This is a genomic window from Citrobacter sp. Cpo065, from assembly GCF_030332805.1.
In the GTDB taxonomy this organism is placed as follows: Bacteria; Pseudomonadota; Gammaproteobacteria; order Enterobacterales; family Enterobacteriaceae; genus Citrobacter; species Citrobacter portucalensis.
In genome coordinates this window covers 488141-511852 of sequence record NZ_JAOWHC010000031.1, presented here as the reverse complement: position 1 = coordinate 511852, position 23712 = coordinate 488141, and the positions used below count along the sequence as shown (strand labels likewise).

General features: G+C 49.1%; 26 protein-coding genes and 1 tRNA gene. 12 read left to right on the top strand and 15 right to left on the bottom strand.

Going from position 1 to position 23712, the window contains the following annotated elements; genetic code table 11:
* Positions 1–56 precede the first annotated feature (56 nt).
* From OGY68_RS13560 to arsA (OGY68_RS13530), 7 genes are all read left to right on the top strand, one after another.
* Positions 57–263 (top strand): helix-turn-helix transcriptional regulator, encoded by a 207-nt coding sequence (locus OGY68_RS13560; RefSeq protein WP_057067452.1) that lies wholly within the window; start codon positions 57–59, stop codon positions 261–263.
* 102 nt (positions 264–365) lie between these two features.
* Complete coding sequence (locus OGY68_RS13555; protein WP_057067453.1) at positions 366–941, top strand: hypothetical protein; 576 nt, start codon at positions 366–368, stop codon at positions 939–941.
* Positions 942–1126: 185 nt separating this feature from the next.
* Positions 1127–1450: an ArsR/SmtB family transcription factor gene (locus OGY68_RS13550; RefSeq protein ID WP_000423544.1), complete on the top strand. Its 324-nt coding sequence runs from the start codon at positions 1127–1129 to the stop codon at positions 1448–1450.
* Position 1451: 1 nt separating this feature from the next.
* Positions 1452–2165 carry an arsenical resistance protein ArsH gene (gene arsH / locus OGY68_RS13545; RefSeq protein ID WP_000145398.1) on the top strand — a complete coding sequence of 238 codons (714 nt, stop codon included), beginning with the start codon at positions 1452–1454 and terminating at the stop codon, positions 2163–2165.
* Between the two features lie 8 nt (positions 2166–2173).
* Complete coding sequence (locus OGY68_RS13540) at positions 2174–2719, top strand: sigma-70 family RNA polymerase sigma factor (protein ID WP_057067454.1); 546 nt, start codon at positions 2174–2176, stop codon at positions 2717–2719.
* Between the two features lie 75 nt (positions 2720–2794).
* Positions 2795–3157, top strand: coding sequence for an arsenic metallochaperone ArsD family protein (locus OGY68_RS13535; RefSeq protein WP_032620707.1), 363 nt, complete (start codon positions 2795–2797; stop codon positions 3155–3157).
* 20 nt (positions 3158–3177) lie between these two features.
* Positions 3178–4935, top strand: a complete 1758-nt coding sequence (gene arsA / locus OGY68_RS13530) for an arsenical pump-driving ATPase (RefSeq protein ID WP_001057013.1) — start codon at positions 3178–3180, stop codon at positions 4933–4935.
* 30 nt (positions 4936–4965) lie between these two features.
* Here arsA (OGY68_RS13530) and arsC read toward each other — a convergent pair whose 3' ends face one another.
* From arsC to arsR, 5 genes are read right to left on the bottom strand one after another with little or no spacing between them, the layout of a single operon-like run.
* On the bottom strand, positions 4966–5391 hold the full coding sequence (arsC, locus tag OGY68_RS13525; protein WP_000065761.1) for a glutaredoxin-dependent arsenate reductase: 426 nt from the start codon (positions 5389–5391) through the stop codon (positions 4966–4968).
* Between the two features lie 12 nt (positions 5392–5403).
* Positions 5404–6693 (bottom strand): arsenite efflux transporter membrane subunit ArsB, encoded by a 1290-nt coding sequence (gene arsB, locus OGY68_RS13520; RefSeq protein ID WP_057067455.1) that lies wholly within the window; start codon positions 6691–6693, stop codon positions 5404–5406.
* 47 nt (positions 6694–6740) lie between these two features.
* A complete protein-coding gene (arsA, locus tag OGY68_RS13515; RefSeq protein ID WP_057067456.1) occupies positions 6741–8498 on the bottom strand; it encodes an arsenical pump-driving ATPase in 1758 nt (585 codons plus the stop codon).
* A 16-nt stretch (positions 8499–8514) separates the two neighbouring features.
* A complete protein-coding gene (gene arsD, locus OGY68_RS13510) occupies positions 8515–8877 on the bottom strand; it encodes an arsenite efflux transporter metallochaperone ArsD (protein WP_057067457.1) in 363 nt (120 codons plus the stop codon).
* A 47-nt stretch (positions 8878–8924) separates the two neighbouring features.
* Positions 8925–9275, bottom strand: coding sequence for an As(III)-sensing metalloregulatory transcriptional repressor ArsR (gene arsR, locus OGY68_RS13505; protein ID WP_039272869.1), 351 nt, complete (start codon positions 9273–9275; stop codon positions 8925–8927).
* A 205-nt stretch (positions 9276–9480) separates the two neighbouring features.
* Here arsR and OGY68_RS13500 point away from each other — a divergent pair, with 205 nt between their 5' ends.
* The 3 genes from OGY68_RS13500 to OGY68_RS13490 all read left to right on the top strand — a co-directional run bounded on the left by OGY68_RS13500 (position 9481) and on the right by OGY68_RS13490 (position 12807).
* The gene (locus tag OGY68_RS13500; RefSeq protein WP_286617104.1) at positions 9481–11181 is read left to right on the top strand and encodes an ATP-dependent nuclease; all 1701 of its coding nucleotides are present in this window, start codon (positions 9481–9483) and stop codon (positions 11179–11181) included.
* Between the two features lies 1 nt (position 11182).
* Positions 11183–11446 (top strand): UvrD-helicase domain-containing protein, encoded by a 264-nt coding sequence (locus OGY68_RS13495; RefSeq protein ID WP_286617102.1) that lies wholly within the window; start codon positions 11183–11185, stop codon positions 11444–11446.
* A 185-nt stretch (positions 11447–11631) separates the two neighbouring features.
* The gene (locus OGY68_RS13490; protein ID WP_286617100.1) at positions 11632–12807 is read left to right on the top strand and encodes a UvrD-helicase domain-containing protein; all 1176 of its coding nucleotides are present in this window, start codon (positions 11632–11634) and stop codon (positions 12805–12807) included.
* Positions 12808–12918: 111 nt separating this feature from the next.
* Here the strand turns inward: OGY68_RS13490 and OGY68_RS13485 are convergent, their stop codons facing one another.
* From OGY68_RS13485 to actS, 3 genes are all read right to left on the bottom strand, one after another.
* Positions 12919–14127, bottom strand: a complete 1209-nt coding sequence (locus OGY68_RS13485) for a tyrosine-type recombinase/integrase (protein WP_057068488.1) — start codon at positions 14125–14127, stop codon at positions 12919–12921.
* Positions 14128–14291: 164 nt separating this feature from the next.
* A tRNA-Gly gene (locus OGY68_RS13480) sits at positions 14292–14365 on the bottom strand.
* Positions 14366–14444: 79 nt separating this feature from the next.
* Positions 14445–15203, bottom strand: coding sequence for an amidase activator ActS (gene actS, locus OGY68_RS13475; protein WP_032945492.1), 759 nt, complete (start codon positions 15201–15203; stop codon positions 14445–14447).
* A 166-nt stretch (positions 15204–15369) separates the two neighbouring features.
* Between actS and idi the strand changes: the two genes are divergently transcribed.
* On the top strand, positions 15370–15924 hold the full coding sequence (gene idi / locus OGY68_RS13470; RefSeq protein ID WP_057068486.1) for an isopentenyl-diphosphate Delta-isomerase: 555 nt from the start codon (positions 15370–15372) through the stop codon (positions 15922–15924).
* Positions 15925–16001: 77 nt separating this feature from the next.
* On the opposite strand, the gene lysS is transcribed toward idi, so the two are convergent.
* The 5 genes from lysS to xerD form a co-directional block, all read right to left on the bottom strand.
* Positions 16002–17519 carry a lysine--tRNA ligase gene (lysS, locus tag OGY68_RS13465; RefSeq protein ID WP_003026911.1) on the bottom strand — a complete coding sequence of 506 codons (1518 nt, stop codon included), beginning with the start codon at positions 17517–17519 and terminating at the stop codon, positions 16002–16004.
* Positions 17520–17528: 9 nt separating this feature from the next.
* Positions 17529–18627, bottom strand: a protein-coding gene (gene prfB, locus OGY68_RS13460) for a peptide chain release factor 2 (protein WP_100194817.1) whose coding sequence is annotated in 2 segments (ribosomal slippage) — positions 17529–18551 and positions 18553–18627 — 1098 coding nt in all. Because the reading frame shifts where the segments join, the coding sequence is not laid out codon by codon here.
* Positions 18628–18718: 91 nt separating this feature from the next.
* Complete coding sequence (gene recJ, locus OGY68_RS13455; RefSeq protein WP_057068484.1) at positions 18719–20452, bottom strand: single-stranded-DNA-specific exonuclease RecJ; 1734 nt, start codon at positions 20450–20452, stop codon at positions 18719–18721.
* 5 nt (positions 20453–20457) lie between these two features.
* A complete protein-coding gene (gene dsbC / locus OGY68_RS13450; protein WP_003825520.1) occupies positions 20458–21171 on the bottom strand; it encodes a bifunctional protein-disulfide isomerase/oxidoreductase DsbC in 714 nt (237 codons plus the stop codon).
* Between the two features lie 23 nt (positions 21172–21194).
* The gene (gene xerD / locus OGY68_RS13445; RefSeq protein WP_003825519.1) at positions 21195–22091 is read right to left on the bottom strand and encodes a site-specific tyrosine recombinase XerD; all 897 of its coding nucleotides are present in this window, start codon (positions 22089–22091) and stop codon (positions 21195–21197) included.
* 113 nt (positions 22092–22204) lie between these two features.
* On the opposite strand from xerD, the gene fldB reads away from it, so the two are divergent.
* On the top strand, positions 22205–22726 hold the full coding sequence (gene fldB, locus OGY68_RS13440; RefSeq protein WP_003026933.1) for a flavodoxin FldB: 522 nt from the start codon (positions 22205–22207) through the stop codon (positions 22724–22726).
* Between the two features lie 101 nt (positions 22727–22827).
* Here fldB and OGY68_RS13435 read toward each other — a convergent pair whose 3' ends face one another.
* Both OGY68_RS13435 and sdhE read right to left on the bottom strand, forming a co-directional pair.
* Entirely contained in the window at positions 22828–23235 is a 408-nt protein-coding gene (locus tag OGY68_RS13435; protein ID WP_003825515.1) for a protein YgfX, read from the bottom strand.
* Entirely contained in the window at positions 23216–23482 is a 267-nt protein-coding gene (gene sdhE / locus OGY68_RS13430; protein ID WP_003825514.1) for an FAD assembly factor SdhE, read from the bottom strand. The genes OGY68_RS13435 and sdhE overlap by 20 nt, the downstream gene beginning before the upstream one ends.
* Positions 23483–23712 lie beyond the last annotated feature (230 nt).

Sequence of the window (23712 nt, the reverse complement as noted above, 5' to 3'; positions counted from 1 at the left end):
AGCGGGCAGCAGCAATCCCGACTCCGGTTTCCATTTAGCTACCGGAGAATTAAACCATGAACAGTAAACCATCCCTGTTTGAAGATCAGTTCGTTGATATGACTTTCATCACCCGCCTGCTGGGGGTCAGTGATAAGTGGATTTACCGACTCATCAAAGATGGCATATTTCCAAAACCCATCAAACTGGGGCGAAGTTCACGATGGCTACAGAGTGAAGTGGAAGCCTGGCTACAGGCGAGAATCCACGAATCACGCAGCTAAATACCTCTCCTTACATATCACTTTCCTGACAGGCAAACTCTTTATCCTCTCATAGCGGAGGTTTACGGCTGCCTGTCATTCAGTATTCAGGGATAATCCACCATGAAAGAGACAAAGACGCGATATAACAGTTTGCTAGTCAGCTATCAACGCTGGCTAAACGGGTTCACAAAACTGGCCATCATAAATGGCATGTGTCATCCCAATATTCAGGCCAGCCACCATCTGATGGTGGGCAGTCTGTACTTTCCCGGCGTAGGGCAGATGACTGCAGTGGTACCACAGTGCCTTTACCGACTGATTTACGGAAGTCAGCATCCAGAGCCAGTGTCGGTATTGACTGATATGCAAATCAGCCTTGAGACAAGGCAAAAAACTTTACTGCACCACCCAATGTTGGAAGGGATATTACTGAGTGAATGTATCCGCCTCAAACAACGCCCACTGGCAAATAGGCTGATTAGCCTGTTACACCAATTCAGTTCACCGGAGCATCGCCACAAACTGGTCTGGCTATGTTGGTACGATTTGATGATGGGTGCGACGCTGGAAGACTGGTTGGATAACCTGAAACGTAAGGCACCTGAAGATCTAGGCTTGTGGCTGGTTGGACGGCAGGAGGAAAACATATCCCTCACGCAAATGATGGATGAATATCTGCTATTTACCGGCCACTAATATCAGTTCCGATCTGTGCCTAACCGTTTTACACCTGGGAAAAAGAGCAGAGCTACTCCCCACTTTTTCTCAATGATGCTCCCCCTTTATCCAAAAGGTTCAGGGGCAAGGCCCATTCACTATTGGTATTTATTGGAAGATACGATATATTTCTATAATTCCGGAAATATAGAAATGAGATGCAAATGGAGCTTTCGAAAGCAGCAGAAACCCTGAAAGAGCTGGGTCATCCTACGCGCCTAAGCGTATACAGAGAGCTGGTTAAAGCCGGGCATGAAGGGCTACCGGTTGGCGAACTGCAGAAGCGGCTCGAAATCCCAGCGTCTACGTTGAGCCATCATCTTTCCTCGTTGATATCAGTTTCTTTGGTACGCCAGGAACGTCAGGGCAGAACGCTTTTTTGCCACGCTCGATATGAAAACCTTGAGGCTCTGATTGCCTTCCTGACAGAAGAATGCTGCTCAGGGACTAACGACTGCCTCCCCCTGCCCCAGAAGACGGAGAAGTAAAATGACAGGTGATCTTAAGAATGTTGATTCGGGTTTGTTCGACACCTCAATCACAGAGGCAAGATTCGGTGTTCCTGCCGTTCCCCATCCTCCACGTATCCTCATGTTGTACGGCTCTGTGCGCGAACGTTCCTACAGCCGACTGGCAACGGAAGAAGCGGCAAGGTTACTGACCGCCATGGGCGCAGAAGTGCGGATCTTCAATCCTTCTGGCTTGCCTCTTCCTGATGATGCGCCTGACTCGCATCCTAAAGTCATGGAACTGCGCGAGCTGGTTCGTTGGTCCGAAGGGATGGTGTGGTGTTCCCCTGAACGCCATGGTGCGATGACCGGCATCATGAAAGCCCAGATTGATTGGATACCGTTATCAGAAGGCGCTGTTCGCCCTTCGCAGGGTAAGACTCTGGCCGTTATGCAGGTCTGCGGTGGCTCTCAGTCTTTCAATGCCGTAAACCAGATGCGCATTCTTGGCCGCTGGATGCGGATGATCACCATCCCGAATCAGTCCTCTGTGGCAAAAGCCTGGCAGGAATTTGATGAAGATGGACGAATGAAACCGTCGTCTTATTACGACCGGATCGTGGATGTGATGGAAGAACTGGTGAAATTTACTCTGCTGACCCGAGGTAACTCAGCCTATCTCGTTGATCGCTACAGCGAACGAAAAGAGTCTGCAGAAGAACTTTCACGGCGGGTTAATCAGAGCAAAATTTGAGGGCTGGTATGAGTGATGTAACGGCATTCAACAACTGCATGAGCGTGTTCTGGCGGCAACATGAAGCCGAACTCTCTCGCTTTCTGACATCTAAGACAGGTGATAGCGAAAAAGCAGCAGACCTTCTGCAAGAGCTATTCCTGCGTGCCCGCGCTCATTCAGACAGTTTCTGCGAAATGGAGAATCCGCGAGCCTGGCTGTATCGGGCGGCGAGGAATCTGCTGATTGATGAGTACCGCACCACCAGGGAATTCGTTGAGCTGGAAGATGATGCCCCATTAACTGATGCATCCCCTGATGCAATCTCAACGCTGGATATTTGCCTGCCTGAAACATTGCAGGCATTACCTGAAGATGAGCGGTGGTTGATTGAAGAATCCGACCTTAACCGGCGTCCCCAGCAGTCCCTGGCCGATGAACTGGGAATCACGCTTACGGCGTTTAAATCCCGACTACTTCGGGCCAGAAAACACCTGAAAGAGACGATGACAGAACTTTGTCAGATTGAGGCGGATGACACGTCTTCCGTCTGCTGCCACAAAAAAATGAATTAATCGCGCATCTTTTCCCCACCACCTTCGTTTACCTCAGTGTAAAGCCAAATGACTAAACACTGAGGTAAACAGTCCATGTCAAAAATTGAGATCTTTGAAGCAGCAGGCTGCTGTGCAACCAGCAGCGTTGTAGTCAGTGACGAAGCCGTCAAATGGAACGCCAGCGCCGAATGGGCGAAAAAGAATGGCGTTGATATACAGCGCTACAGCCTTGCGAAGAACCCGCAGCAGTTCCTAAATTCGCCGGTCATTAAAGAGTTTCTGAACACATCAGGGATGGAGTCTCTCCCTGTCACCTTGCTCGACGGCAAACTCGTGATGGCAGGCAAACTCCCGACTCGTGAAGATATCGCCCGTTGGGCAGGTATTCCGCTTAGTCAGGACTGGAGTGAAGACAGCACGCAACCACGCTGCTGCAGCATTCCACGTATGCCTTAATTCCAGAGGAGCAATCACTGATGAATATGCCATTTTTAAAAGACATTCCCCCGTTCATCTTCTTCACTGGCAAAGGTGGCGTGGGTAAAACATCCCTGGCCTGTGCTACTGCGGTATGGCTGGCCGATCAGGGTAAGAGAACGCTTCTGGTGAGTACCGATCCGGCTTCCAATGTCGGCCAAGTCTTTAGCCAGACTATCGGCCACCGAATCACAGATATCAGTACCGTAGAAAATCTTGCCGCGATGGAAGTTGATCCGATGGCTGCAGCACAGGCATATCGTGACCGAGTACTCGACCCGGTTCGCGGGCTGATGCCAGCCGATGTGGTCAGCAGCATTGAAGAACAGCTCTCCGGTTCATGCACTACGGAAATCGCGGCATTTGATGAGTTTACTGGTCTTCTTACCAACCATGAGTTGCGGGAAAAGTATGACCATATCGTATTTGATACTGCGCCAACCGGTCATACCATCCGTATGCTTGAGTTGCCGGGGGCCTGGAGCGGTTATCTCGAAGCGAACCCTGATGCCGCCGCTAACCTCGGGCCGCTGGTGGGGCTGGAGAAACAACAGCACCAGTACTCAGACGCGGTTAAGGCGCTGTCTGATGCAGCTCTCACGCGCTTGGTTCTGGTTGCCCGAGCCCAAGCTTCAACATTGAAAGAAGTCTCTCATACGCACGATGAGCTTTCTGCTATCGGTTTGCAGCATCAACACCTTGCCATTAATGGCGTGCTGCCGCCGTTTGCGGGTGAAAATGATCCACTGGCGCAAAGTATTCTGGCTCGAGAAGAAAAAGCATTACAGGCAATGCCAGAGAACCTGGCGAACCTTCCCCGATCGCAGCTGTATCTGAAGCCATTTAATCTGGTCGGTCTGGAAGCGCTGCGTCAGTTATTTACGGAGAACAAAGCCTCGCTGCCGCTCCCTGCTACCACGCTGAATACTTTGGATTTACCGAAACTTGCCTCACTGGTAGATGAACTCAGCCTGACAGGTAAAGGTCTGGTAATGGCAATGGGTAAAGGTGGCGTGGGCAAAACGACTGTTGCAGCTTCGATCGCGGTATCGCTGGCAAAACGCGGTCATAAAGTCCATCTGACGACGTCCGATCCGGCAGCACATCTGTCTTATACGCTGGATGGCTCGCTGCCAAACCTTCAGGTCAGCCGTATCGATCCGAAGGTGGAGACAGAGCGCTATCGCCGCTTTGTGCTGGAAAATCAGGGCAAAGGATTAGACGCTGAGGGACTAGCAGTGCTGGAGGAAGATCTCCGCTCGCCATGTACTGAAGAGATCGCCGTCTTCCAGGCATTCTCGCGGATCATCAAAGAGGCAGACGATCATTTTGTTATTATGGACACCGCGCCAACAGGTCACACACTTCTGCTACTGGATGCAACAGGAGCCTATCACCGGGAAATGGTGCGTCAGATGGGGCAAACACATGACCATGTGATGACGCCAATGATGCAATTGCAGGACCCGGAGAAGACAAAGGTTATTATCGTGACGCTTGCCGAAACGACACCGGTACTGGAAGCGGCGAACCTACAGCAGGATTTACGTCGCGCTGGCATCGAGCCATGGGCATGGGTTGTGAATAACAGCCTGGCGGCAGCTGAACCGTCTTCACCTTTCCTGAAGACCAGGGCGAACCGCGAGTTGCCTCTCATCTCTGATGTGGAAGAGCAGTATGCAAAGCGTATTGCATTAACTGCGTTACAGAGCGAAGAGCCGGTAGGTATTGACCTACTGAAAGAAATGGCTAAGTAACCATGAAGGGGGCAAATGCCCCCTTCATTTTTATTTCAGTCTTTTACCTGCATCATTAACGACTTTTTCACCATCTTCTTTGGTGAAAGCCCCTTTCTGAGATTCTGGCAGGATATCCAGAACGACTTCAGAAGGACGGCAAAGTTTAGTTCCCAGTGGCGTCACTACAATCGGACGGTTAATCAGGATCGGATGTTGCAACATAAAATCGATTAGCTGGTCGTCAGTAAATTTATCATCTGCAAGACCCAGTTCCTCATACGGTTCGACGTTCTTACGCAGCAAAGCCCGGACGGAAATGCCCATATCTGCAATGAGTTTGACCAGCTCATCGCGTGAAGGTGGGGTCTCAAGGTAAAGAATAACAGTCGGCTCATTACCGCTGTTGCGGATCATCTCCAGCGTGTTACGCGACGTGCCGCAGGCCGGGTTGTGATAAATAGTGATGTTGCTCATGTCAGTATCTCATTACAAAGTGAAAGAGAGACGTAGCGCCAGCGCTGCCAGCGTTACAAACAGCACAGGCAGAGTCATGACGATCCCGGTGCGGAAATAGTATCCCCAGGTGATGGTCATATTCTTCTGTGAAAGGACATGCAGCCAGAGCAGCGTTGCCAGGCTACCAATAGGTGTAATTTTCGGCCCCAGATCGCAGCCAATCACGTTGGCATAAACCATTGCCTCTTTGATAACGCCTGTTGCGGTGCTGCCATCGATAGAGAGAGCGCCTACCAGCACGGTTGGCATGTTGTTCATGATGGAAGACAGGAAAGCCGTCAGGAAACCAGTACCAAACGTCGCGGCCCACAGACCTTTATCTGCGAGTAAGTTCAGCACCCCAGAGAGGTAGTCCGTTAGTCCGGCGTTGCGCAGTCCATAAACTACCAGATACATCCCCAGCGAGAAGATCACAATTTGCCAGGGTGCACCGCGCAGCACTTTGCCAGTGTTAATGGCATGGCCTCGTTTCGCCACCGCAAACAGGATCACAGCTCCAACTGCCGCAATCGCGCTGACCGGGATACCCAACGGCTCAAGGACGAAAAAGCCAACCAGAAGAAGGATCAACACTATCCATCCGGTTCTGAAGGTTGCCAGATCTTTAATCGCTTTTGCAGGTGCTTTCAGGAGAGCCAGGTCGTAAGTCGGCGGAATATCTTTGCGGAAGAACAGATGCAGCATCACCAGCGTGGCGATAATAGCGGCAATATCCACCGGCACCATTACCGACGCATACTCAGTGAAGCCCAGCCCAAAGAAGTCTGCAGAAACGATGTTAACCAGGTTGGACACGATAAGCGGCAGACTGGCCGTATCGGCAATAAACCCGGCGGCCATGACAAATGCCAGAGTAGTACCTTTACTGAAACCTAATGCAAGCAGCATGGCGATGACTATCGGCGTCAGAATAAGTGCCGCACCATCATTGGCAAACAGTGCCGCCACCGCTGCACCGAGCAGAACAATATAGGTAAACAGCAAACGCCCACGACCGTTACCCCAACGTGAAACGTGCAGCGCCGCCCATTCGAAAAAGCCAGATTCATCGAGCAACAGGCTGATAATAATCACGGCAATAAAGGTCGCTGTCGCATTCCAGACGATATTCCACACTACAGGGATATCACCAAAATGGACTACGCCAGAGATCAACGCCAGCACTGCGCCCAGCGTCGCACTCCAGCCGATCCCTAATCCCTTCGGCTGCCAGATAACCAAAACGATGGTCAGGACAAAAATAGCGCCTGCCAGTAACATAAATCCTCCAGACAGGACGGCTCTGCCGCCCTGTGTATGCCAAAAAATTAAACTGCCAGCTCTCTGAGTTTCTCGATGCCAGTAGGCTCAGAAGCCATTACCGGTACTAACGCTATGCGGCTTGCATGCTGGTTCTTCACCGCCTCGATCTGAGGAAGCTCTTGTCGGGCACGCTGGCAAAGCAGTGGTGAATGCGTCTGTGCAATAGAAAGGCTGTTATTGATAATCCAGCCCCAAGGATGAATTCCCGCACGCTCAAGATCGGACTGCAGGTTTGCCGCTTCCAGTACAGGTGTGGTTTCAGGCAGAGTGACCAGCAGGACTTTGGTACGTTCCGGGTCCTGAAGCTGCATCATCGGAGTGGTAAAATGACCTTTATCCCCCATCTTCCTGGCAATCTCACGGTGATAAGCCCCGGTAGCATCAAGCAGTAATAGCGTATGCCCGGTAGGTGCCGTATCCATGACCACAAACCGCTTACCCGCTTCACGAATCACCCGGGAAAAGGCCTGGAACACGGCAATTTCCTCAGTACAGGGAGAACGTAAATCCTCTTCCAGTAGCCGTTTCCCTGCTTCGTCCAGATCTCTCCCCTTCGTCTCAAGGACATGTTGGCGATAGCGTTCCGTTTCCTCGTGAGGGTCTATCCTGCTGACCTGCAGATTGTTAAGACTGCCGTTCAGGGTTGTGCTGAGGTGCGCTGCTGGATCTGAGGTTGTCAGATGGACATCAAATCCCATTTCGGCCAGTCTGACGGCTATGGCGGCTGCCATCGTGGTTTTTCCCACGCCACCTTTACCCATCAGCATGATCAGGCCGTGCTCACTGCGAGCGATATCATCGACCATGGCAGACAGCGACACATTCTCTGGCTTGATCTGCATGCTCTCGCTCTGTACAGGAAGCGATGCTGATTCAGCATATTCGTTTAGCAGGCCTTTCAGCGCGGAGACACCAACCATGTTCAGCGGCTGAAGGTATAAGCTGTCTGTCGGCAACTCAGATAACCCGGAAGGAAGATTTGCCAGCGCTTCTTGTTCCCGTTGCCATATCGCAGCGGCCAGGGCGTCATGTTCAGCTTCAGTTGTAGGCAGCACACCATTAATCACTAGGTACTGGTTTTTCAGCCCAATCGCAGCCAGTTCTTCATGGGTGCGGGCGACTTCCTGCAGCGTAGATTTTTGCAGTCGTGCAACCAGAACCAGTCGAGTACGATCAGGATCGGATAACGCCTCTACCGCATGAGCATACTGCTCACGCTGCTTTTCCAGCCCGGCCATTGGGCCAAGACAGGAAGCACCATCCGGGTTGCTTTCAATGAAGCTGCTCCAGGCTCCGGGAAGCTGGAGCAGACGAATAGTGTGTCCCGTCGGCGCTGTATCAAAAATGATGTGCTCAAAGCGGGTCAGCAGGGAAGTGTCTGTTAGCAAGCCAGTAAATTCATCGAACGCCGCAATCTCAGTCGTACAGGCTCCTGAAAGCTGTTCTCTGATACTGTTAACAACGTCATCAGGCAGAAGACCTTTGATAGGATCAACGATTCTGGAGCGGTATTGTTGGGCGGCTTCCTGCGGGTCAATCTCCAGAGCAGAAAGCCCAGGAACTGCCGTCACAGGGCGAATGGTGTTACCGATAGCCTGGTCGAATACCTGTCCGACATTCGAGGCAGGATCGGTACTGACCAGCAAAACCCGCTTACCCTGTTCGGCAAGGCGGATAGCCGTCGCGCAGGAAATGGAAGTTTTTCCTACGCCTCCCTTACCGGTAAAAAACAGATAAGGCGGGATGTTCTGTAAGAATTTCATATGTCCTCCTGACATATCAGCAACAGGAAGTATTACCACCACAGCAGCTGGTGGGAGCTAACCCTACCTTCTCCAGCGGAATACCGAACCAGCGAGCCAGCTCAGCACGTTTTGGGTATCGCCCTGCCATCACCGTTTCACCGTCTAACAGCAGTAGCGGAAGCCCTTCTGCCCCAGATGCTTCGAGGAATGTTTTCGCTTTCTCATTCTGAACAAAGCTCATGGGCTGCTGTGCCAGGTTGTAACGTTCAACCTGTACACCACGTCCTTTCAGCCACTGCACATCTGCAGAGAAATCAACCAGAACCTGATCGACATCTGAGCCACATACGCCGGTACTGCAGCACATTGCCGGGTCAAACACCGTTAACGTTTTCATTCCAAATACCTCACATTCGAAAAATCATATATGTTCAGGCAAATTTTTTAGATGCAAACAGCCTTACCGCTACCAGAGCAGTTTGCCGATGCCAGCTTACGGGCGATGGCCTGTACGTCGTCCTGTTGGCTTAACCAGGCCTGCTCAATCACCTGAGCGGCCCAGGAAGGAATATGCGGGGATAAGCGGTAGTGAACCCACTTGCCCTGTTTGCGATCCAGCAATAGACCACTTTCCCGGAGCATTGCCAGATGGCGGGAGATCTTAGGCTGTGACTGTTCTAGTGCAGTGCAAAGGTCGCACACGCACAACTCTCCCATCTCTCTAAGCAGCAACACGATGCCCAAACGGGTTTCATCGGAGAGGTTTTTGAAGAGTTGTAATGCTATGATTTTCATCAAATTTAACGAGACCTTGAAATTTTGTTGCTGAAAGAAAAGAATCAATGCATATGGTAAATCATATATTTACAATTATAGTAGACCCTTCGTTTCACCAAATCAACTAATAGATCTGCCGCAAAAAATGAGCAAAATTCGGTTGCATACTTTACGTGAAACCTCATTATGAAAAAGATTTTTTACTTTAAAGAGGGATTTTAAGTTGGAAATATCATCTCTGAAACTTAAAGGTTTTAGAAACTTTAAAGATGCACACATCAATTTTAATTCTAACACTCTGATTATCGGAGCAAATGATGTTGGTAAAAGTAATATGCTGCATTCGCTAAGAATGCTATTAGATAAAAGTGTATCAGATTCAGAAATTGAACCAAATGAGCTTGATTTTTATTTAGAAAATGGGAAATCATGTGAAGAATTTGAAATTATTATTCATTTTAAAGATATCAATGAAGATGCAGTACTTTCAATTTTGAAAGGGAATGTCAGTGACTTAGGTGAATCGTTTATTAAGTATATTGCACAAAAATCCGATCTCAGTTACAAACTTTTTATTGGCGATTCTTTAGAGTCTTTACAAGAAATTAACTCTCGCTATTATCTTAAATTCGTTAATTTAAAATATATTCAGTCACAACGAGATTTAGAGAGATTTATCCGCAAAGAAAAAAGACAACTCTTAAAAATTGCACAACAATCATTGAACTCTGATGAAAGAGAAGAAGATGACGATTTGTTAGGAGAGATAAGTTCAGATTTACAGTTAATTAATGATAAGATATCTCAACTTATATATATAGAAAGAGCTACAAAAGAAGTCAACGATGAGTTGAAAAAACTTGCACATCATTACTCAGAATATTCTGTGCAACTAGATACTGGGGCAATTGGAATAAATGACTTTATTGATAGCCTACAACTGGGAGCAAATACAAATGGTTCTAACGTAATGCTTGGAGGGGACGGACGGAACAATCAAATTTTATTAGCGTTATGGAAAGCAAAAAGTATTAAGGAACATGATATCGATAACGAAGTTATCTTCTATGTTATCGAAGAACCTGAAGCACACTTACACCCTCATCAACAAAGAAAATTAGCTGATTATTTGATAGATGAACTTCCAGGGCAAACGATCATTTCATCCCATTCCCCCCAAATAGCGGCAAACTTTGAGCCAGGCTCAATAATAAGATTGCTTGACCGGGGGGGACACACTGTAGCCGCAAGTGAAGGATGCTCGAAAGGTATTTCAGATGGATGGGAAGATATGAGCTATCGGATGAGTATATTACCAGCAGAATCATTTTTTTCAAATGGTGTTTTCTTAATCGAAGGGCCATCCGAAATTTTATTTTACCATTCCTTAGCTAAAAGTTTAAATATTGATCTAGATTATTTAAACATTTCATTAATTTCAGTGGATGGAATATCATTTAAAATATATGTAGCAATACTAGATGCTTTAGAAATCCCATGGGTAATGCGAACTGATAACGATATATCAAAGCTAAAAGATAAAGAAAAGTGGAACTATGCAGGTATAAACCGATGTTTAGATATAGCTGGCATAGAAAAATTTGAGCATAGCGACAAAAAAATAACTTCTCTAGATACTCTTACCAACGGTGATTGGCAAGCAGTTTCTGAGGAAATAAATGAATCAGGAATATATTTATCAAAGGTTGACTTAGAAACTGATCTTGTAGAGGAGTTAGGTGCTTCAATATTAGATGCATTGGATAAAAAAAATAACCAAAGCGCAATAGAATACTTACAAAAGAAAAAAGCAATAAGAATTCGCATTCTTCTAAAAAAAATAAAAAAAGACCTTCATAAACTTAATGCGGGTGATTTGGTTAAACCGTTAAAACACCTTGTAAAAATAGTTAAAGGTGAATGAAATGAATGCTTTTTCGCCAACCACTCAGCAAAAACTAGCCATTGATTACCCTAAAAGCATGGTAATAACAGCATGTCCTGGAAGCGGTAAAACTACAGTTATAAAAGAAAAAATTAGAAATATTACCGGCTGTCTCCCTGAGCATAAAGGAGTCATTGCTATTACATTCACAAGGAAAGCAAGTTCAGAACTGGAGCGTAGATGTAAGGCTGAAGGGCATAATACAAAAAATAGTTTTTTGGTACCATTGATAGTTTTTGCTTAAAGGAAATAATTATTCCATTTCTTCCAAGAATATGGGGAGGCAAACCAACAGAATGCAAGGTACTAAAAAAACTAGAGTCTCCTTATAAATATTACTTAGAGGAAGAATTTTTCGGCACACCATCAGTCGTTAATATAAATGAAGATTCCGGCTATAAGAGGCTGTACGATGAGGGAATTCTGTGGATGAGTTCATTTGCTGCCTTAGCATTAAAAATACTTAATGAATCTCCTGCAGCAAAGCGATATATCAAAGCGAGATATAGCCATATATTTATAGATGAATATCAAGACTCATCTTTATCTCAGCATCAATTGTTCCTAAAAATGAATGAGCTTGGTTTATGCTCTATTGCTGTTGGGGATGTTTGGCAATCAATTTATGAGTTTCGAGGTGGAAATGCTGAGTTGTTACTTGACTTAGTTAGAGATAAACATGCTTTTGCACACTTTGAGATAAATTTAAATCATAGATGTCATCCGTCAATAATTAATTATGCTTCTCGATTACTAGATTCAAATTTCTCATTATTGCCATGTAAAAGTATCAATGTTTACAGAAAAAGATTGTCAGGGAATCTAAAAGATGTTTCGATGACATTATCATCATGGATTTCAGAATGGTTAAATGAAGGTCAATGGAGTGTAGAACAAGCTAACCAAATAGCTATTTTCACAAGAAAAGAACAATCATTACTATTGCTATGCTCAGGATTGACATCAAATTTTAGAGCTTATATTGATACGCCATTAGATAAATTGGGCACAGAATGTTCAGATTTATATAAAGATCTTCTAGCGTATAGATATAAGTCTATAGATACTGCGCAAGAGTTAATTAATAAAGTATTTGATGGCTTAATCATAAATGACAATCATCATTTTTTATTAAGAAAAAAAATTAAAACCCTCAGAGGTAAACTAACTGATGAAGAATTAATTAATAAGCTCCACGAAATTGCTGAAATGCTAAATATTCAGTTTACTATACCTAATGATAATGCAGTTTTGGAGATTATATCAAACGATATTTTCTTAAAGCAGTTTATGCCATTAGATAAAAATGAAGTTCAAGTAATGACACTTCACAAGTCAAAAGGGCTTGAGTTTAAAATAGTATTACATTTGGATATGGATGAATGGTCTTTTCCATATAGATTAGTAAATGAAGTTGATAGAAATACAGCACTTTACCCCAGCCTTCTGCAAGAAACAAACCTTCATTATGTTGGTATTACAAGAGCAGAGGAATGCTGCGTCCTAATTAATGCAGAGCTTCGCCAAAACTCGAATGGGGCATTTAAGAGATCTGAAGCATCTTACTTTTTCAAGTTGCCGCAACTAGAGGGCCTTTATCGTTAGGAACGGTTGGTGCATATTAAAATATGCACCACAACTATTTTCAGCAGTTTTAACCATTATCAATGACTTGTGCATTAATGAAGATAATAAACCACATTATATATTGATATTTTATAGGTGTGGGAAGGGTATTAAACTATCTCTATTACCAATAAGGGTGTAAAGATAATTTCCATACCACTGCATCATCTCCCGCCGACCTTCCAAATATTGAGCATGGTTATACGTTCCACGAATTGAGTTCTTGTCGACATGAGCCAGCTGTAGCTCGATCCAGGCCGAATAAAATCCCTGCTCATGCAAAATGGTACTCATCGTGTGGCGGAATCCGTGCCCTGTAACGCGTCCTGCATAGCCGATACGCCTGACCAACACAGTCAATGCCATATCACTCATCGGTTTCTTAGGATTATTACGTCCTGGAAACAGCAACGCTCCTGCTCCCGTTATGGGTTTAAGCTGATTAAGTAGGTCAATTGCCTGGCTTGATAACGGAACCAGATGAGGGCGGCGCATTTTCATGCGTTCCGCTGGTACATTCCACACCTTTTTCTCAAAATCAAATTCCTGCCACTGCGCTTGCCTCAACTCCCCAGGTCTTACTCCTGTCAGAATAAGTAATTGCATCGCAATCTTAACAAGCACACTACCGGCATAGGTGTTCAGAGTCCGAAGAAACTCTGGCAATTCATCCTGAGTTAAAAAAGCATAGTGCTCTTTCTCATGAGGAATCACGGCGCTGGCTAGATCAGGTGCTGGATTGTACTCGGCCCTGCCAGTCACAACGGCATACTTCCAGACTTCTCCACAACGCTGGCGAACCTTACGGACCTTCTCAGTTGCTCCTCGTGCTTCTATTTTTGAAAGAACAGCAAGCAACTCCATAGGCTTGATATCTTTGATTGGCCGGTGGCCGATATAAGGAAATACATCCTTCTCAAAGGTTCTCATCATCTCTTCACGATAGGAGACAGACCAGCGATCATAGCGACGCTGATACCACTCCCGCGTGATAGCCTCAAACGAGTTTTCAGCGTCCTGCTTGCGACTGAGCTTCTCCATTTTTCTTTCGAGAGAAGGATCGTTACCAGCTGCTAATGTTCTTTTAGCATCCTCACGCTTGCTTCGTGCTTCAGCTAAAGAAACAGCAGGATAAACACCAAGCGCAAGTACATTTTCCCCTCCTGGCGTACGATACTTCAGACGCCAGTATTTCTTACCGTTGGGGTTAACCAATAAGTAAAGACTCCCACCATCAGCCAATTTGTAGGGCTTCTCTTTCGGCTTTGCAGTTTCAACCTGACGAGCAGTTAACTTCATTGGGGGTACCTCTCAGCATGGGGTACAATTATACCCCCATCCATACCCCCACATTGAGCTTGACCCTGGGGGAGTATTATTGAGTTCAATAGACTAATAGAATGCTATAACTGCTGATTTATCAAGGGAAAATTGAGTTGGGTAGACTTCAGGAGACTTGAGTTTGGAGCGGGCGAAGGGAATCGAACCCTCGTATAGAGCTTGGGAAGCTCTCGTTCTACCATTGAACTACGCCCGCATCGAAGTGCGTAAGGGATTATAAACCTTACGCTCTTCTTGGCAAGGGACTAACCGACTGACTGGCGATTAAATCACCGTCAGCATTTTGGTTTACTGCCCTGCGGCGGTAAATAACGCAGCGGATCGATAGCCGTCGCCCGGTAGCGGATTTGGAAATGCAGCCGCACCGTAGTCGCATCCGAGCTTCCCATCGTCGCGATTTTCTGCCCGGCCTTCACGTTTTGACCGTTGTTCACCAGCATGGTGTCATTATGCGCATACGCAGTGATGTAGTCCTCACTGTGCTTAATCATGATGAGATTACCATAGCCCCGCAGCTGATTACCGACGTAAACCACCTTCCCGGCGCCGGCGGCATAAATCGGTGTACCGCGCGCAGCCGAGATATCAATGCCCTTGTTGCCGCCGTCCGCGGTTGAATAAGGCAGGATCACCTTACCGCTGGCAGGCCACTGCCAGCAACGTTGCCCTACCGGAGGCCAGGAAGACTGCGGTACGGACGAAGACGGTCTGACCGCTGCCGTTTTGGTTGAGGATTTCTTGGTTGTTTTGCCAGAGTTAGAACTGGTTTTCGCGCCACCGCTGACCTTCAGTTTTTGCCCTACTTCAATGGTATAGGGCGGTGAAATATTATTCAGGCGGGCGATCTCTTTCACGCTGGTCCCGGTAGCGCGCGAAATACGGTATAGCGTATCCCCCCGCTTCACGGTATACACGGAGCCGGAATAACTTCCTGTATCAGACGACTTGCTCCCGGAACACCCTGCTAACAGCAGACCGACGCACAGCAACATCACGATACCCAGGCCATTTTTCTTCAGGCGTCCTGCACTCAAAACAATACCTCGCAACATTTTCAGACGCTTTATCATAGCAGCCAGACACCGGATGCCAAATCATATCGCGCAACGAACCGTCGGCTCTGGCATTTCACACCCTCTGTTAATCAATCTGACTTAATTAAGCATATAATATGGGTGCTTAAGATTGATGGTGGACGCTATGCGACAGGAACATGTCATTTTATTGAATGAGCAGGACCAACCCTGCGGAACGCTGGAAAAATATGCGGCGCATACCGCCACAACTCCCCTGCATTCCGCTTTCTCGTGCTGGATATTTAACGAGCAGGGCCAACTGCTGGTCACCCGCCGCTCGCTGCACAAAAAAGCCTGGCCAGGTGTCTGGACCAACTCTGTCTGCGGTCACCCGCAGCTGGGTGAAACCCACGAAGCCGCTATTGTTCGCCGGGCTCGCTTCGAACTGGGTGCAGACATCGACTTGCTCAGCCCCGTATACGCTGACTTTCGTTATCGCGCTACAGACCCGAGTGGAATAGTTGAAAACGAAGTGTGCCCGGTTTATGCCGCACATATCGTGAGTCCGCTACAGCTAAACCCAGATGAAGTGATGGATTGCCAGTGGAGCAGTCTTGAGGATGTCTTAAGTGGGATTGACGCGACGCCGTGGGCTTTTAGCCCGTGGATGGTAATGCAGGTTGCAGACAAAGAAGCGCGTGCGCTGTTGCGGAATTACTGCCAACAAATTATTGCCTGATGGCGCTACGCTTATCTGGCCTACATAACGAATCGTAGGCCGGATAAGGCGTCAGCCGCCATCCGGCATTTCACATCTTACTTAACCGGGCGCATCGCCGGGAACAGGATCACGTCGCGGATGGTGTGGCTGTTGGTGAACAGCATAACCATACGGTCGATACCAATGCCCAGACCCGCAGTCGGCGGCAGACCGTGTTCCAGAGCGGTAACGTAGTCTTCGTCATAGAACATTGCCTCGTCATCACCCGCATCTTTAGCGTTAACCTGATCCTGGAAACGCTGCGCCTGATCTTCTGCATCGTTCAGCTCGCTGAAACCGTTACCGATTTCACGTCCGCCGATGAAGAATTCGAAACGGTCAGTGATTTCCGGATTTTCGTCATTACGACGCGCCAGCGGAGAAACTTCTGCCGGGTACTCGGTAATGAAGGTCGGTTGAATCAGGTGCGCTTCCGCAACTTCTTCAAAGATCTCGGTCACGATACGGCCCAGACCCCAGCTCTTCTCAACTTTGATGCCGATAGATTCAGCAATCGCTTTTGCAGAGTCGAAGTTATCCAGATCGGCCATGTTGGTTTCCGGACGGTATTTCTGAATCGCTTCACGCATGGTCAGTTTTTCGAACGGCTTACCGAAGTCGAAGACTTCTTCACCGTAAGGCACTTCAGTCGTTCCCAGAACGTTCTGCGCCAGCGTACGGAACAGCGATTCGGTCAGTTCGATCAGATCTTTGTAGTCCGCATAAGCCATGTAGAGTTCCATCATGGTGAACTCTGGGTTATGGCGAACAGAGATGCCTTCGTTACGGAAGTTACGGTTAATTTCGAATACGCGTTCGAAGCCGCCAACCACCAGACGCTTGAGGTACAGTTCCGGCGCGATACGCAGGTACATGTCCAGATCCAGCGCGTTATGATGAGTGATAAACGGACGCGCTGCCGCACCGCCAGGGATCACCTGCATCATCGGGGTTTCTACTTCCATAAAGCCACGAGCAACCATGAACTGACGGATACCAGCCATAATTTGTGAACGCACTTTAAAGGTATTGCGGGATTCATCGTTAGAGATGAGATCCAGGTAACGTTGACGATAGCGCGCTTCCTGATCCTGCAGACCGTGGAATTTGTCCGGCAGCGGGCGCAGCGCTTTGGTCAGCAGACGCAGTTCGGTGCAGTGAATAGACAACTCACCGGTCTTGGTCTTGAACAACTTACCTTTCGCGCCGAGGATATCGCCCAGATCCCATTTTTTGAACTGCTCGTTGTAGACGCCTTCCGGCAGGTCATCGCGAGCAACGTACAGCTGAATACGGCCGCCAACGTCCTGCAGCGTAACGAATGATGCTTTACCCATAATACGACGGGTCATCATACGGCCAGCAACGGATACCTCAATGTTCAGCGCTTCCAGCTCTTCGTTTTCTTTCGCGTCGAAGTCAGCATGCAGTTGGTCTGAGGTATGATCGCGACGGAAATCGTTCGGGAACGGGATCCCCTGCTCACGCAGGCTCGCCAGCTTCTCACGGCGCGTTTTCAGTTCATTGTTAAGGTCGGCTACCGCGTCAGCGCCCTGTACGTGTTGTTCAGACATGTTGGTTCCTCATAACCCTGCTTTCAAACTTGCTTCGATAAATTGATCCAGGCTGCCATCCAGCACCGCCTGCGTGTTACGGGTTTCAACCCCGGTACGCAGATCTTTGATGCGGGAGTCATCAAGGACATAAGAACGAATCTGGCTACCCCAGCCGATATCTGACTTGTTGTCTTCCATCGCCTGTTTCTCGGCATTCTTCTTCTGCATTTCCAGTTCATAAAGCTTCGCTTTCATCTGCTTCATGGCCTGGTCTTTGTTCTTGTGCTGGGAACGGTCGTTCTGACACTGCGTCACAATCCCAGTCGGGATGTGGGTAATACGCACCGCAGATTCCGTACGGTTAACGTGCTGACCACCCGCACCGGAGGCACGGTAAACGTCAATACGCAGATCCGCCGGGTTGATATCGATATCAATATCATCATCAACTTCCGGATAAACAAACGCAGAACTGAACGACGTATGGCGACGTCCGCCGGAGTCGAACGGACTCTTACGAACCAGACGGTGTACGCCGGTTTCAGTACGCAGCCAACCGTACGCATATTCGCCAGCAATTCTGATGGTCACGGATTTAATACCCGCCACTTCACCTTCAGACTCTTCAATAATTTCAGTCTTGAAGCCGCGCGCTTCAGCCCAACGCAGATACATGCGCATCAGCATGCTTGCCCAGTCCTGCGCTTCCGTACCGCCAGAACCTGCCTGAATATCGAGATAGCAATCTGCGCTGTCATATTCACCGGAGAACATACGACGGAATTCCAGCTGGGCCAGCTTATCTTCCAGCGTGTCGAGTTCTGCTACGGCTTCGTTAAAGGTTTCTTCGTCGTCGGCTTCTACAGCCAGTTCCAGCAGGCCGGAGACATCTTCCAGGCCCTGGCTCATCTGATCGAGCGTATCAACGATGGCTTCAAGAGAAGAACGCTCTTTACCCAGCGCCTGCGCGCGTTCGGGTTCGTTCCATACGTCCGGCTGTTCCAGCTCGGCGTTTACTTCTTCCAGACGCTCTTTCTTGGCATCATAGTCAAAGATACCCCCTAAGAACGTCAGAGCGCTCCGTGAGGTCCTGAATGCGGTTATTTACCGGATTAATTTCAAACATTGTCTGATTTCTTTTATTGGACTAGTCAAAATGCGGTGATAAGAGCGGGATTGTAACTAATCCACGCCCTTTTTTATAGCGATTAGTGACGCTAAAGTGGCCAGATATTGTCGATTATAATCTGCAAACTACGGTTGCCGCGAAACTCATTAATATCCAGTTTGTAGGCAAGCTGAACTTCGCGCACGCCGTTGTCCGGCCAGCAGGTGGTATCGACGTTAAACGCAATGCCGTCCAGCAGCGGACCACCGCCTACGGGCTCCACCATTACCTTCAGATGACGCTCACCGACCAGACGCTGCTGGAGCAAACGGAAATGCCCGTCAAACAGCGGTTCCGGGAACATTTGTCCCCACGGTCCGGCATCACGCAGCATTTGTGCGACCTCCATGGTCATCTCCGACGCGTTCAGTGGGCCATCCGACACCACTTCACCTTGCAGTAAGGCGGGATCCAACCACTCGGTTACCAGTTCGCCAAAACGCTGCTGGAAACGCTCAAACTGCGCCTCTTCAAGCGATAAGCCCGCAGCCATGGCGTGACCGCCAAACTTGAGGATCATGCCCGGATAAAGGGTGTCCAGGCGTTCCAGCGCATCGCGCATGTGCAGCCCCTGAATCGAACGCCCGGAGCCTTTAAGAGTACCGTCACCTGCCGGGGCAAACGCTATCACCGGGCGATGGAATCGCTCTTTAATACGCGATGCCAGAATCCCCACAACGCCCTGATGCCACTCGGGATGATACATTGCCAGGCCGCCCGGAAGCGTATCGCTACTGCGTTCCAGCTTTTCACACAGGGTCAGCGCTTCGGCCTGCATACCCTGCTCAATTTCTTTGCGCGTCTGGTTGAGTGCGTCCAGCTCATTGGCCAGCACGCGCGCTTCACCAATGTTGTCGCACAGCAACAGCGCTACGCCAACGGACATATCGTCCAGACGCCCCGCCGCATTCAGCCGTGGCCCGAGGGCAAAACCTAAATCACTGGCTGCCAGCTTTAGGGGGTCGCGATTGGAAATCTCCAGCAGCGCTTTAATACCTGGGCGGCATTTTCCAGCACGGATACGGCTTAAGCCTTGCCACGTCAGAATGCGGTTATTGGCATCCAACGGGACCACGTCCGCCACCGTGCCAAGCGCAACCAGATCGAGCAAATCCGCCAGGTTCGGCGGTGCAATGCCTCGCTCATCAAACCAGCCTTTGTCACGCAGGAAAGTGCGCAGCGCCAGCATCAGATAGAAGGCTACACCAACGCCTGCCAGCGATTTCGACGGGAACTCACAGTCGTGCAGGTTAGGATTAATGATCGCCTCTGCGCCCGGCAGCGTATCCCCAGGCAGGTGGTGATCGGTCACAACGACCGGGATCCCCAACGTTCTGGCATGTTCGACACCCGCGTGAGACGAGATGCCGTTGTCTACGGTGACAATCAGCTGAGCACCACGGGCATGGGCCTGATCAACGACTTCCGGGCTTAAACCATAACCGTCCTCAAAACGATTTGGCACCAGGTAGTCAACGTTACTGCAGCCCAACGCGCGCATCGCCAGGATGCTTAGCGCCGTGCTGGTCGCGCCATCGGCATCGAAATCGCCAACAACGATGATGCGAGTTCCCGCACGAAAGGCGCTGTAGAGGATCTCAACCGCCTTTTCGACACCGTTTAAATGCTGCCACGGCAGCATTCCTTTGACGCTACGCTCAAGCTCCTGCGCGCTACGTACACCACGGCTGGCGTATAAACGGCGCAGCAGCGGCGGTAAGTCGGCAGGTAGCTCGGCTGTCTCGTCGGCTTCACGCCGACGAAGTTGTATCTGTTGTTTCACGCGAATTATTTACCGCTGGTCTGTTTTGCATGTGCGTCGAGGAATTCTTTCATCTCTTTCGGGCCCTGATAACCAGGTACGACATAGCCATTGCTCAGCACAATCGCCGGTGTACCGCTGACGCCAAACTGTACGCCCAGCGCATAGTGGTTAGCGATATCCACATCACAGGTCGCCGCTTTCACGCCCTTGCCAGTCATCGCGTCGTCAAAGGCTTTGTTTTTGTCCTTAGCACACCAGATAGACTTCATGTCTTGTTCAGCCTGGCTGTCCAGCCCCTGACGTGGGAAGGCCAGATAACGTACGGTGATCCCCAACGCATTGTAATCTTTCATCTCTTCATGCAGCTTGTGGCAGTAACCACAAGTGATGTCGGTGAAAACGGTAATGACGTGTTTTTCCTGCGGCGCTTTGTAGATGATCATCTCTTTTTCCAGCGCGTTCAGATGCTTCATCAGCAGTTGGTTGGTGACATTCACCGGACTTGCGCCGCTCACGTCGTACATCGGTCCCTGAATAATATGTTTACCGTCTTCAGTTACGTACAGCACGCCGCTATTGGTCAGTACGGTTTTCATGCCCGCAACCGGAGCAGGTTGAATCTCGGTGCTCTGCACACCCAGCTTTGCTAATGACTGACGAATTGCCGCGTCGTCTGCATGTACCATGCCGGAAAACGCCGTCGCCAGAAGGGTGAACATCATAAAACGTTTTTTCATAGCCTATCCTATCCTGTCAGCACTCACGCTCGCGGGTGATGCTGTTGATGTAGTTGCCGCAAGCGCTCCGTTGCGACATGAGTATAAATCTGCGTTGTCGAGAGATCGCTATGCCCCAGTAGCATCTGCACCACGCGCAGGTCTGCGCCATGGTTGAGCAGATGCGTGGCAAACGCGTGCCGCAGGACGTGCGGTGACAGCTTTTCGCTGTCGATTCCCGCCAACACAGCATAGTGTTTGATACGATGCCAGAAGGTCTGACGGGTCATCTGTTGCGCCCGCTGACTAGGAAACAGCACATCAATCGATACGCCGTTGAGCAACCATGGACGCCCATGCTCCAGGTAAGTTTCCAGCCAGTACACAGCCTCCTCACCCAACGGGACAAGGCGCTCTTTGTTACCTTTACCGATCACCCGTACCACACCCTGACGCAGGCTGACGTCACTCATCGTCAGTCCTACCAGTTCAGACACGCGCAGGCCTGTTGCATACAGCACTTCCAGCATGGCTTTGTCGCGTAGCTCCAGCGGTTGCTCAATAAGCGGCGCTTGTAGCAGCCGCTCAACCTGCGCTTCGCTGAGATCTTTAGGCAGGCGCTGCGGAAGTTTAGGTGATGCAAGCGAGGCGCTGGGGTCATCTTCGCGATATTTTTCGCGGTACAGATGCTGAAAAAAACGTCGCGTCGCACTGAGCAAACGTGCGGAACTGGTGGCTTTATACCCTCCATCCATCCGCTCAGCCAGCAAGGCTTGCAGATCATCACTTTGCGCGGTCGCAAGCGAAGCGCCGCGGTGATGTAACCATTCCACAAGCATGGTCAGATCGCGACGATACGCACTTAATGTGTTTTCCGCCAGATTTCGTTCCAGCCACAGGGCATCAAGAAACTGCTCGATGCGCGCCAGATCCTGTTCCACTCGCGCCCCTTATTCCACTCTCATTTTTGATGCATTATGCCTCATTGTGCCGAGAATGCGGCGATTCTGTTACACTACCCGCAACGCTACAGCAGAATTGAGATGTTTACGTCATGAACATGGGTCTTTTTTACGGTTCCAGCACCTGCTACACCGAAATGGCAGCAGAAAAAATCCGCGATATCCTGGGTCCCGAACTGGTGACACTGCACAACCTCAAAGACGATTCCCCGACCCTAATGGAGCAATATGACGTGCTCATTTTGGGCATCCCAACCTGGGATTTCGGTGAAATTCAGGAGGACTGGGAAGCGGTCTGGGAGCAACTGGACGACCTCAACCTGGAAGGCAAGATTGTCGCACTTTACGGTATGGGCGATCAGTTGGGATACGGCGAATGGTTCCTGGATGCGTTGGGTATGCTGCACGATAAACTGATCACCAAAGGTGTAAAGTTTGTCGGCTACTGGCCCACCGAAGGCTACGAATTCACCAGCGATAAACCCGTCATTGCTGATGGACAACTGTTTGTTGGCCTGGCGCTGGATGAGACAAACCAGTACGATCTCAGCGATGAACGCATTCAGGCCTGGTGCGAGCAAATTCTTGGGGAAATGGCCGAGCACTGGTCCTGATAACCGATTTGCCGGATGACGGCGTAAATGCCTTATCCGGCCTGCATGACGCACCTAACTGTAGGCATTCAAGCTGCGCGCCATCAGGCATGTGTCATGCGTTACCCTTGCTTCGCCTTTTGCAGCATCAACCGTCGTAAATCCCGCCACTCTGCATCATCCATACTGTCTGCTGCCAGCCACAAATGTTGACGTTTTCCGGCATCAGATCGCAAACGCAGCATCATGCCTGTTTTAACCATCCAGGGGGCGCTAACGATAGACCACTCTTGCCCTTGCCAGCGCAGACGGCCATCCATCAATAGCCGAATCTCACCCTGACAGGCGTTGATTCGACGCTGACTGCGAACGCTATCGAACACCACCAGAGAGAGTAAAACCAGCCATAATGGGGTGTAGCTCAACGGCCAGGGCATCAATAAAATAAACACCGCGACCAGCCCATGAATTAGCAGTGAAAGCCACTGCGCGCGCCATGATACGCGTAAATCAGATTGCCACTGGACCACGTTCCCGATTCCGTGTCTGGATAAGTCGCACCATCTGTTCCAGCTGCTCATCAGCTGGTTTCCCATGATTCATCAACCAGTTAAATAAATCTGGATCATCACATTCTAGCAGACGGATAAAGATACGTTTTTCTTCGTCACTTAAGCTGTCATATTCATGTTCGAAAAACGGCATGATCGAGATGTCCAGCTCGCGCATACCGCGGCGGCATGCCCAATGAATACGTGCTTTGTTGTTAATATCCATGTTCTTCTCCCTGTCTCGCGAAAACGAAGTATCCCGCTATTGTAACGTGTTTTTCCCGCTCTTTTTACGGGAATATCAGTAAACTGAAGCTCGCTCGCTAAATAAAACCTTATTAAGCCAAAGGATTCACCAATTTTGGATGTCTCCTCGCAAAGCACAATATATGGCACAAATAGCCTGTTTAAACCGCTTGCAATGGGCCATAGCTCTTTTACCATTAGTCATCATCA

Excerpts from the sequence above, each read along its gene's own strand:
- arsA (WP_057067456.1), bottom strand. The coding sequence starts at position 8,498 with ATGAAATTCTTACAGAACATCCCGCCTTATCTGTTTTTTACCGGTAAG.
- arsD (WP_057067457.1), bottom strand. The coding sequence starts at position 8,877 with ATGAAAACGTTAACGGTGTTTGACCCGGCAATGTGCTGCAGTACCGGC.
- arsC (WP_000065761.1), bottom strand. The coding sequence starts at position 5,391 with ATGAGCAACATCACTATTTATCACAACCCGGCCTGCGGCACGTCGCGT.
- dsbC (WP_003825520.1), bottom strand. The coding sequence starts at position 21,171 with ATGAAAAAACGTTTTATGATGTTCACCCTTCTGGCGACGGCGTTTTCC.
- OGY68_RS13550 (WP_000423544.1), top strand. The coding sequence starts at position 1,127 with ATGGAGCTTTCGAAAGCAGCAGAAACCCTGAAAGAGCTGGGTCATCCT.
- fldB (WP_003026933.1), top strand. The coding sequence starts at position 22,205 with ATGAACATGGGTCTTTTTTACGGTTCCAGCACCTGCTACACCGAAATG.
- arsB (WP_057067455.1), bottom strand. The coding sequence starts at position 6,693 with ATGTTACTGGCAGGCGCTATTTTTGTCCTGACCATCGTTTTGGTTATC.
- OGY68_RS13490 (WP_286617100.1), top strand. The coding sequence starts at position 11,632 with ATGAGTTCATTTGCTGCCTTAGCATTAAAAATACTTAATGAATCTCCT.
- arsA (WP_001057013.1), top strand. The coding sequence starts at position 3,178 with ATGAATATGCCATTTTTAAAAGACATTCCCCCGTTCATCTTCTTCACT.
- OGY68_RS13555 (WP_057067453.1), top strand. The coding sequence starts at position 366 with ATGAAAGAGACAAAGACGCGATATAACAGTTTGCTAGTCAGCTATCAA.
- arsR (WP_039272869.1), bottom strand. The coding sequence starts at position 9,275 with ATGAAAATCATAGCATTACAACTCTTCAAAAACCTCTCCGATGAAACC.
- sdhE (WP_003825514.1), bottom strand. The coding sequence starts at position 23,482 with ATGGATATTAACAACAAAGCACGTATTCATTGGGCATGCCGCCGCGGT.
- arsH (WP_000145398.1), top strand. The coding sequence starts at position 1,452 with ATGACAGGTGATCTTAAGAATGTTGATTCGGGTTTGTTCGACACCTCA.
- OGY68_RS13485 (WP_057068488.1), bottom strand. The coding sequence starts at position 14,127 with ATGAAGTTAACTGCTCGTCAGGTTGAAACTGCAAAGCCGAAAGAGAAG.
- OGY68_RS13560 (WP_057067452.1), top strand. The coding sequence starts at position 57 with ATGAACAGTAAACCATCCCTGTTTGAAGATCAGTTCGTTGATATGACT.
- idi (WP_057068486.1), top strand. The coding sequence starts at position 15,370 with ATGCGACAGGAACATGTCATTTTATTGAATGAGCAGGACCAACCCTGC.
- OGY68_RS13540 (WP_057067454.1), top strand. The coding sequence starts at position 2,174 with ATGAGTGATGTAACGGCATTCAACAACTGCATGAGCGTGTTCTGGCGG.
- OGY68_RS13495 (WP_286617102.1), top strand. The coding sequence starts at position 11,183 with ATGAATGCTTTTTCGCCAACCACTCAGCAAAAACTAGCCATTGATTAC.
- OGY68_RS13535 (WP_032620707.1), top strand. The coding sequence starts at position 2,795 with ATGTCAAAAATTGAGATCTTTGAAGCAGCAGGCTGCTGTGCAACCAGC.
- lysS (WP_003026911.1), bottom strand. The coding sequence starts at position 17,519 with ATGTCTGAACAACACGTACAGGGCGCTGACGCGGTAGCCGACCTTAAC.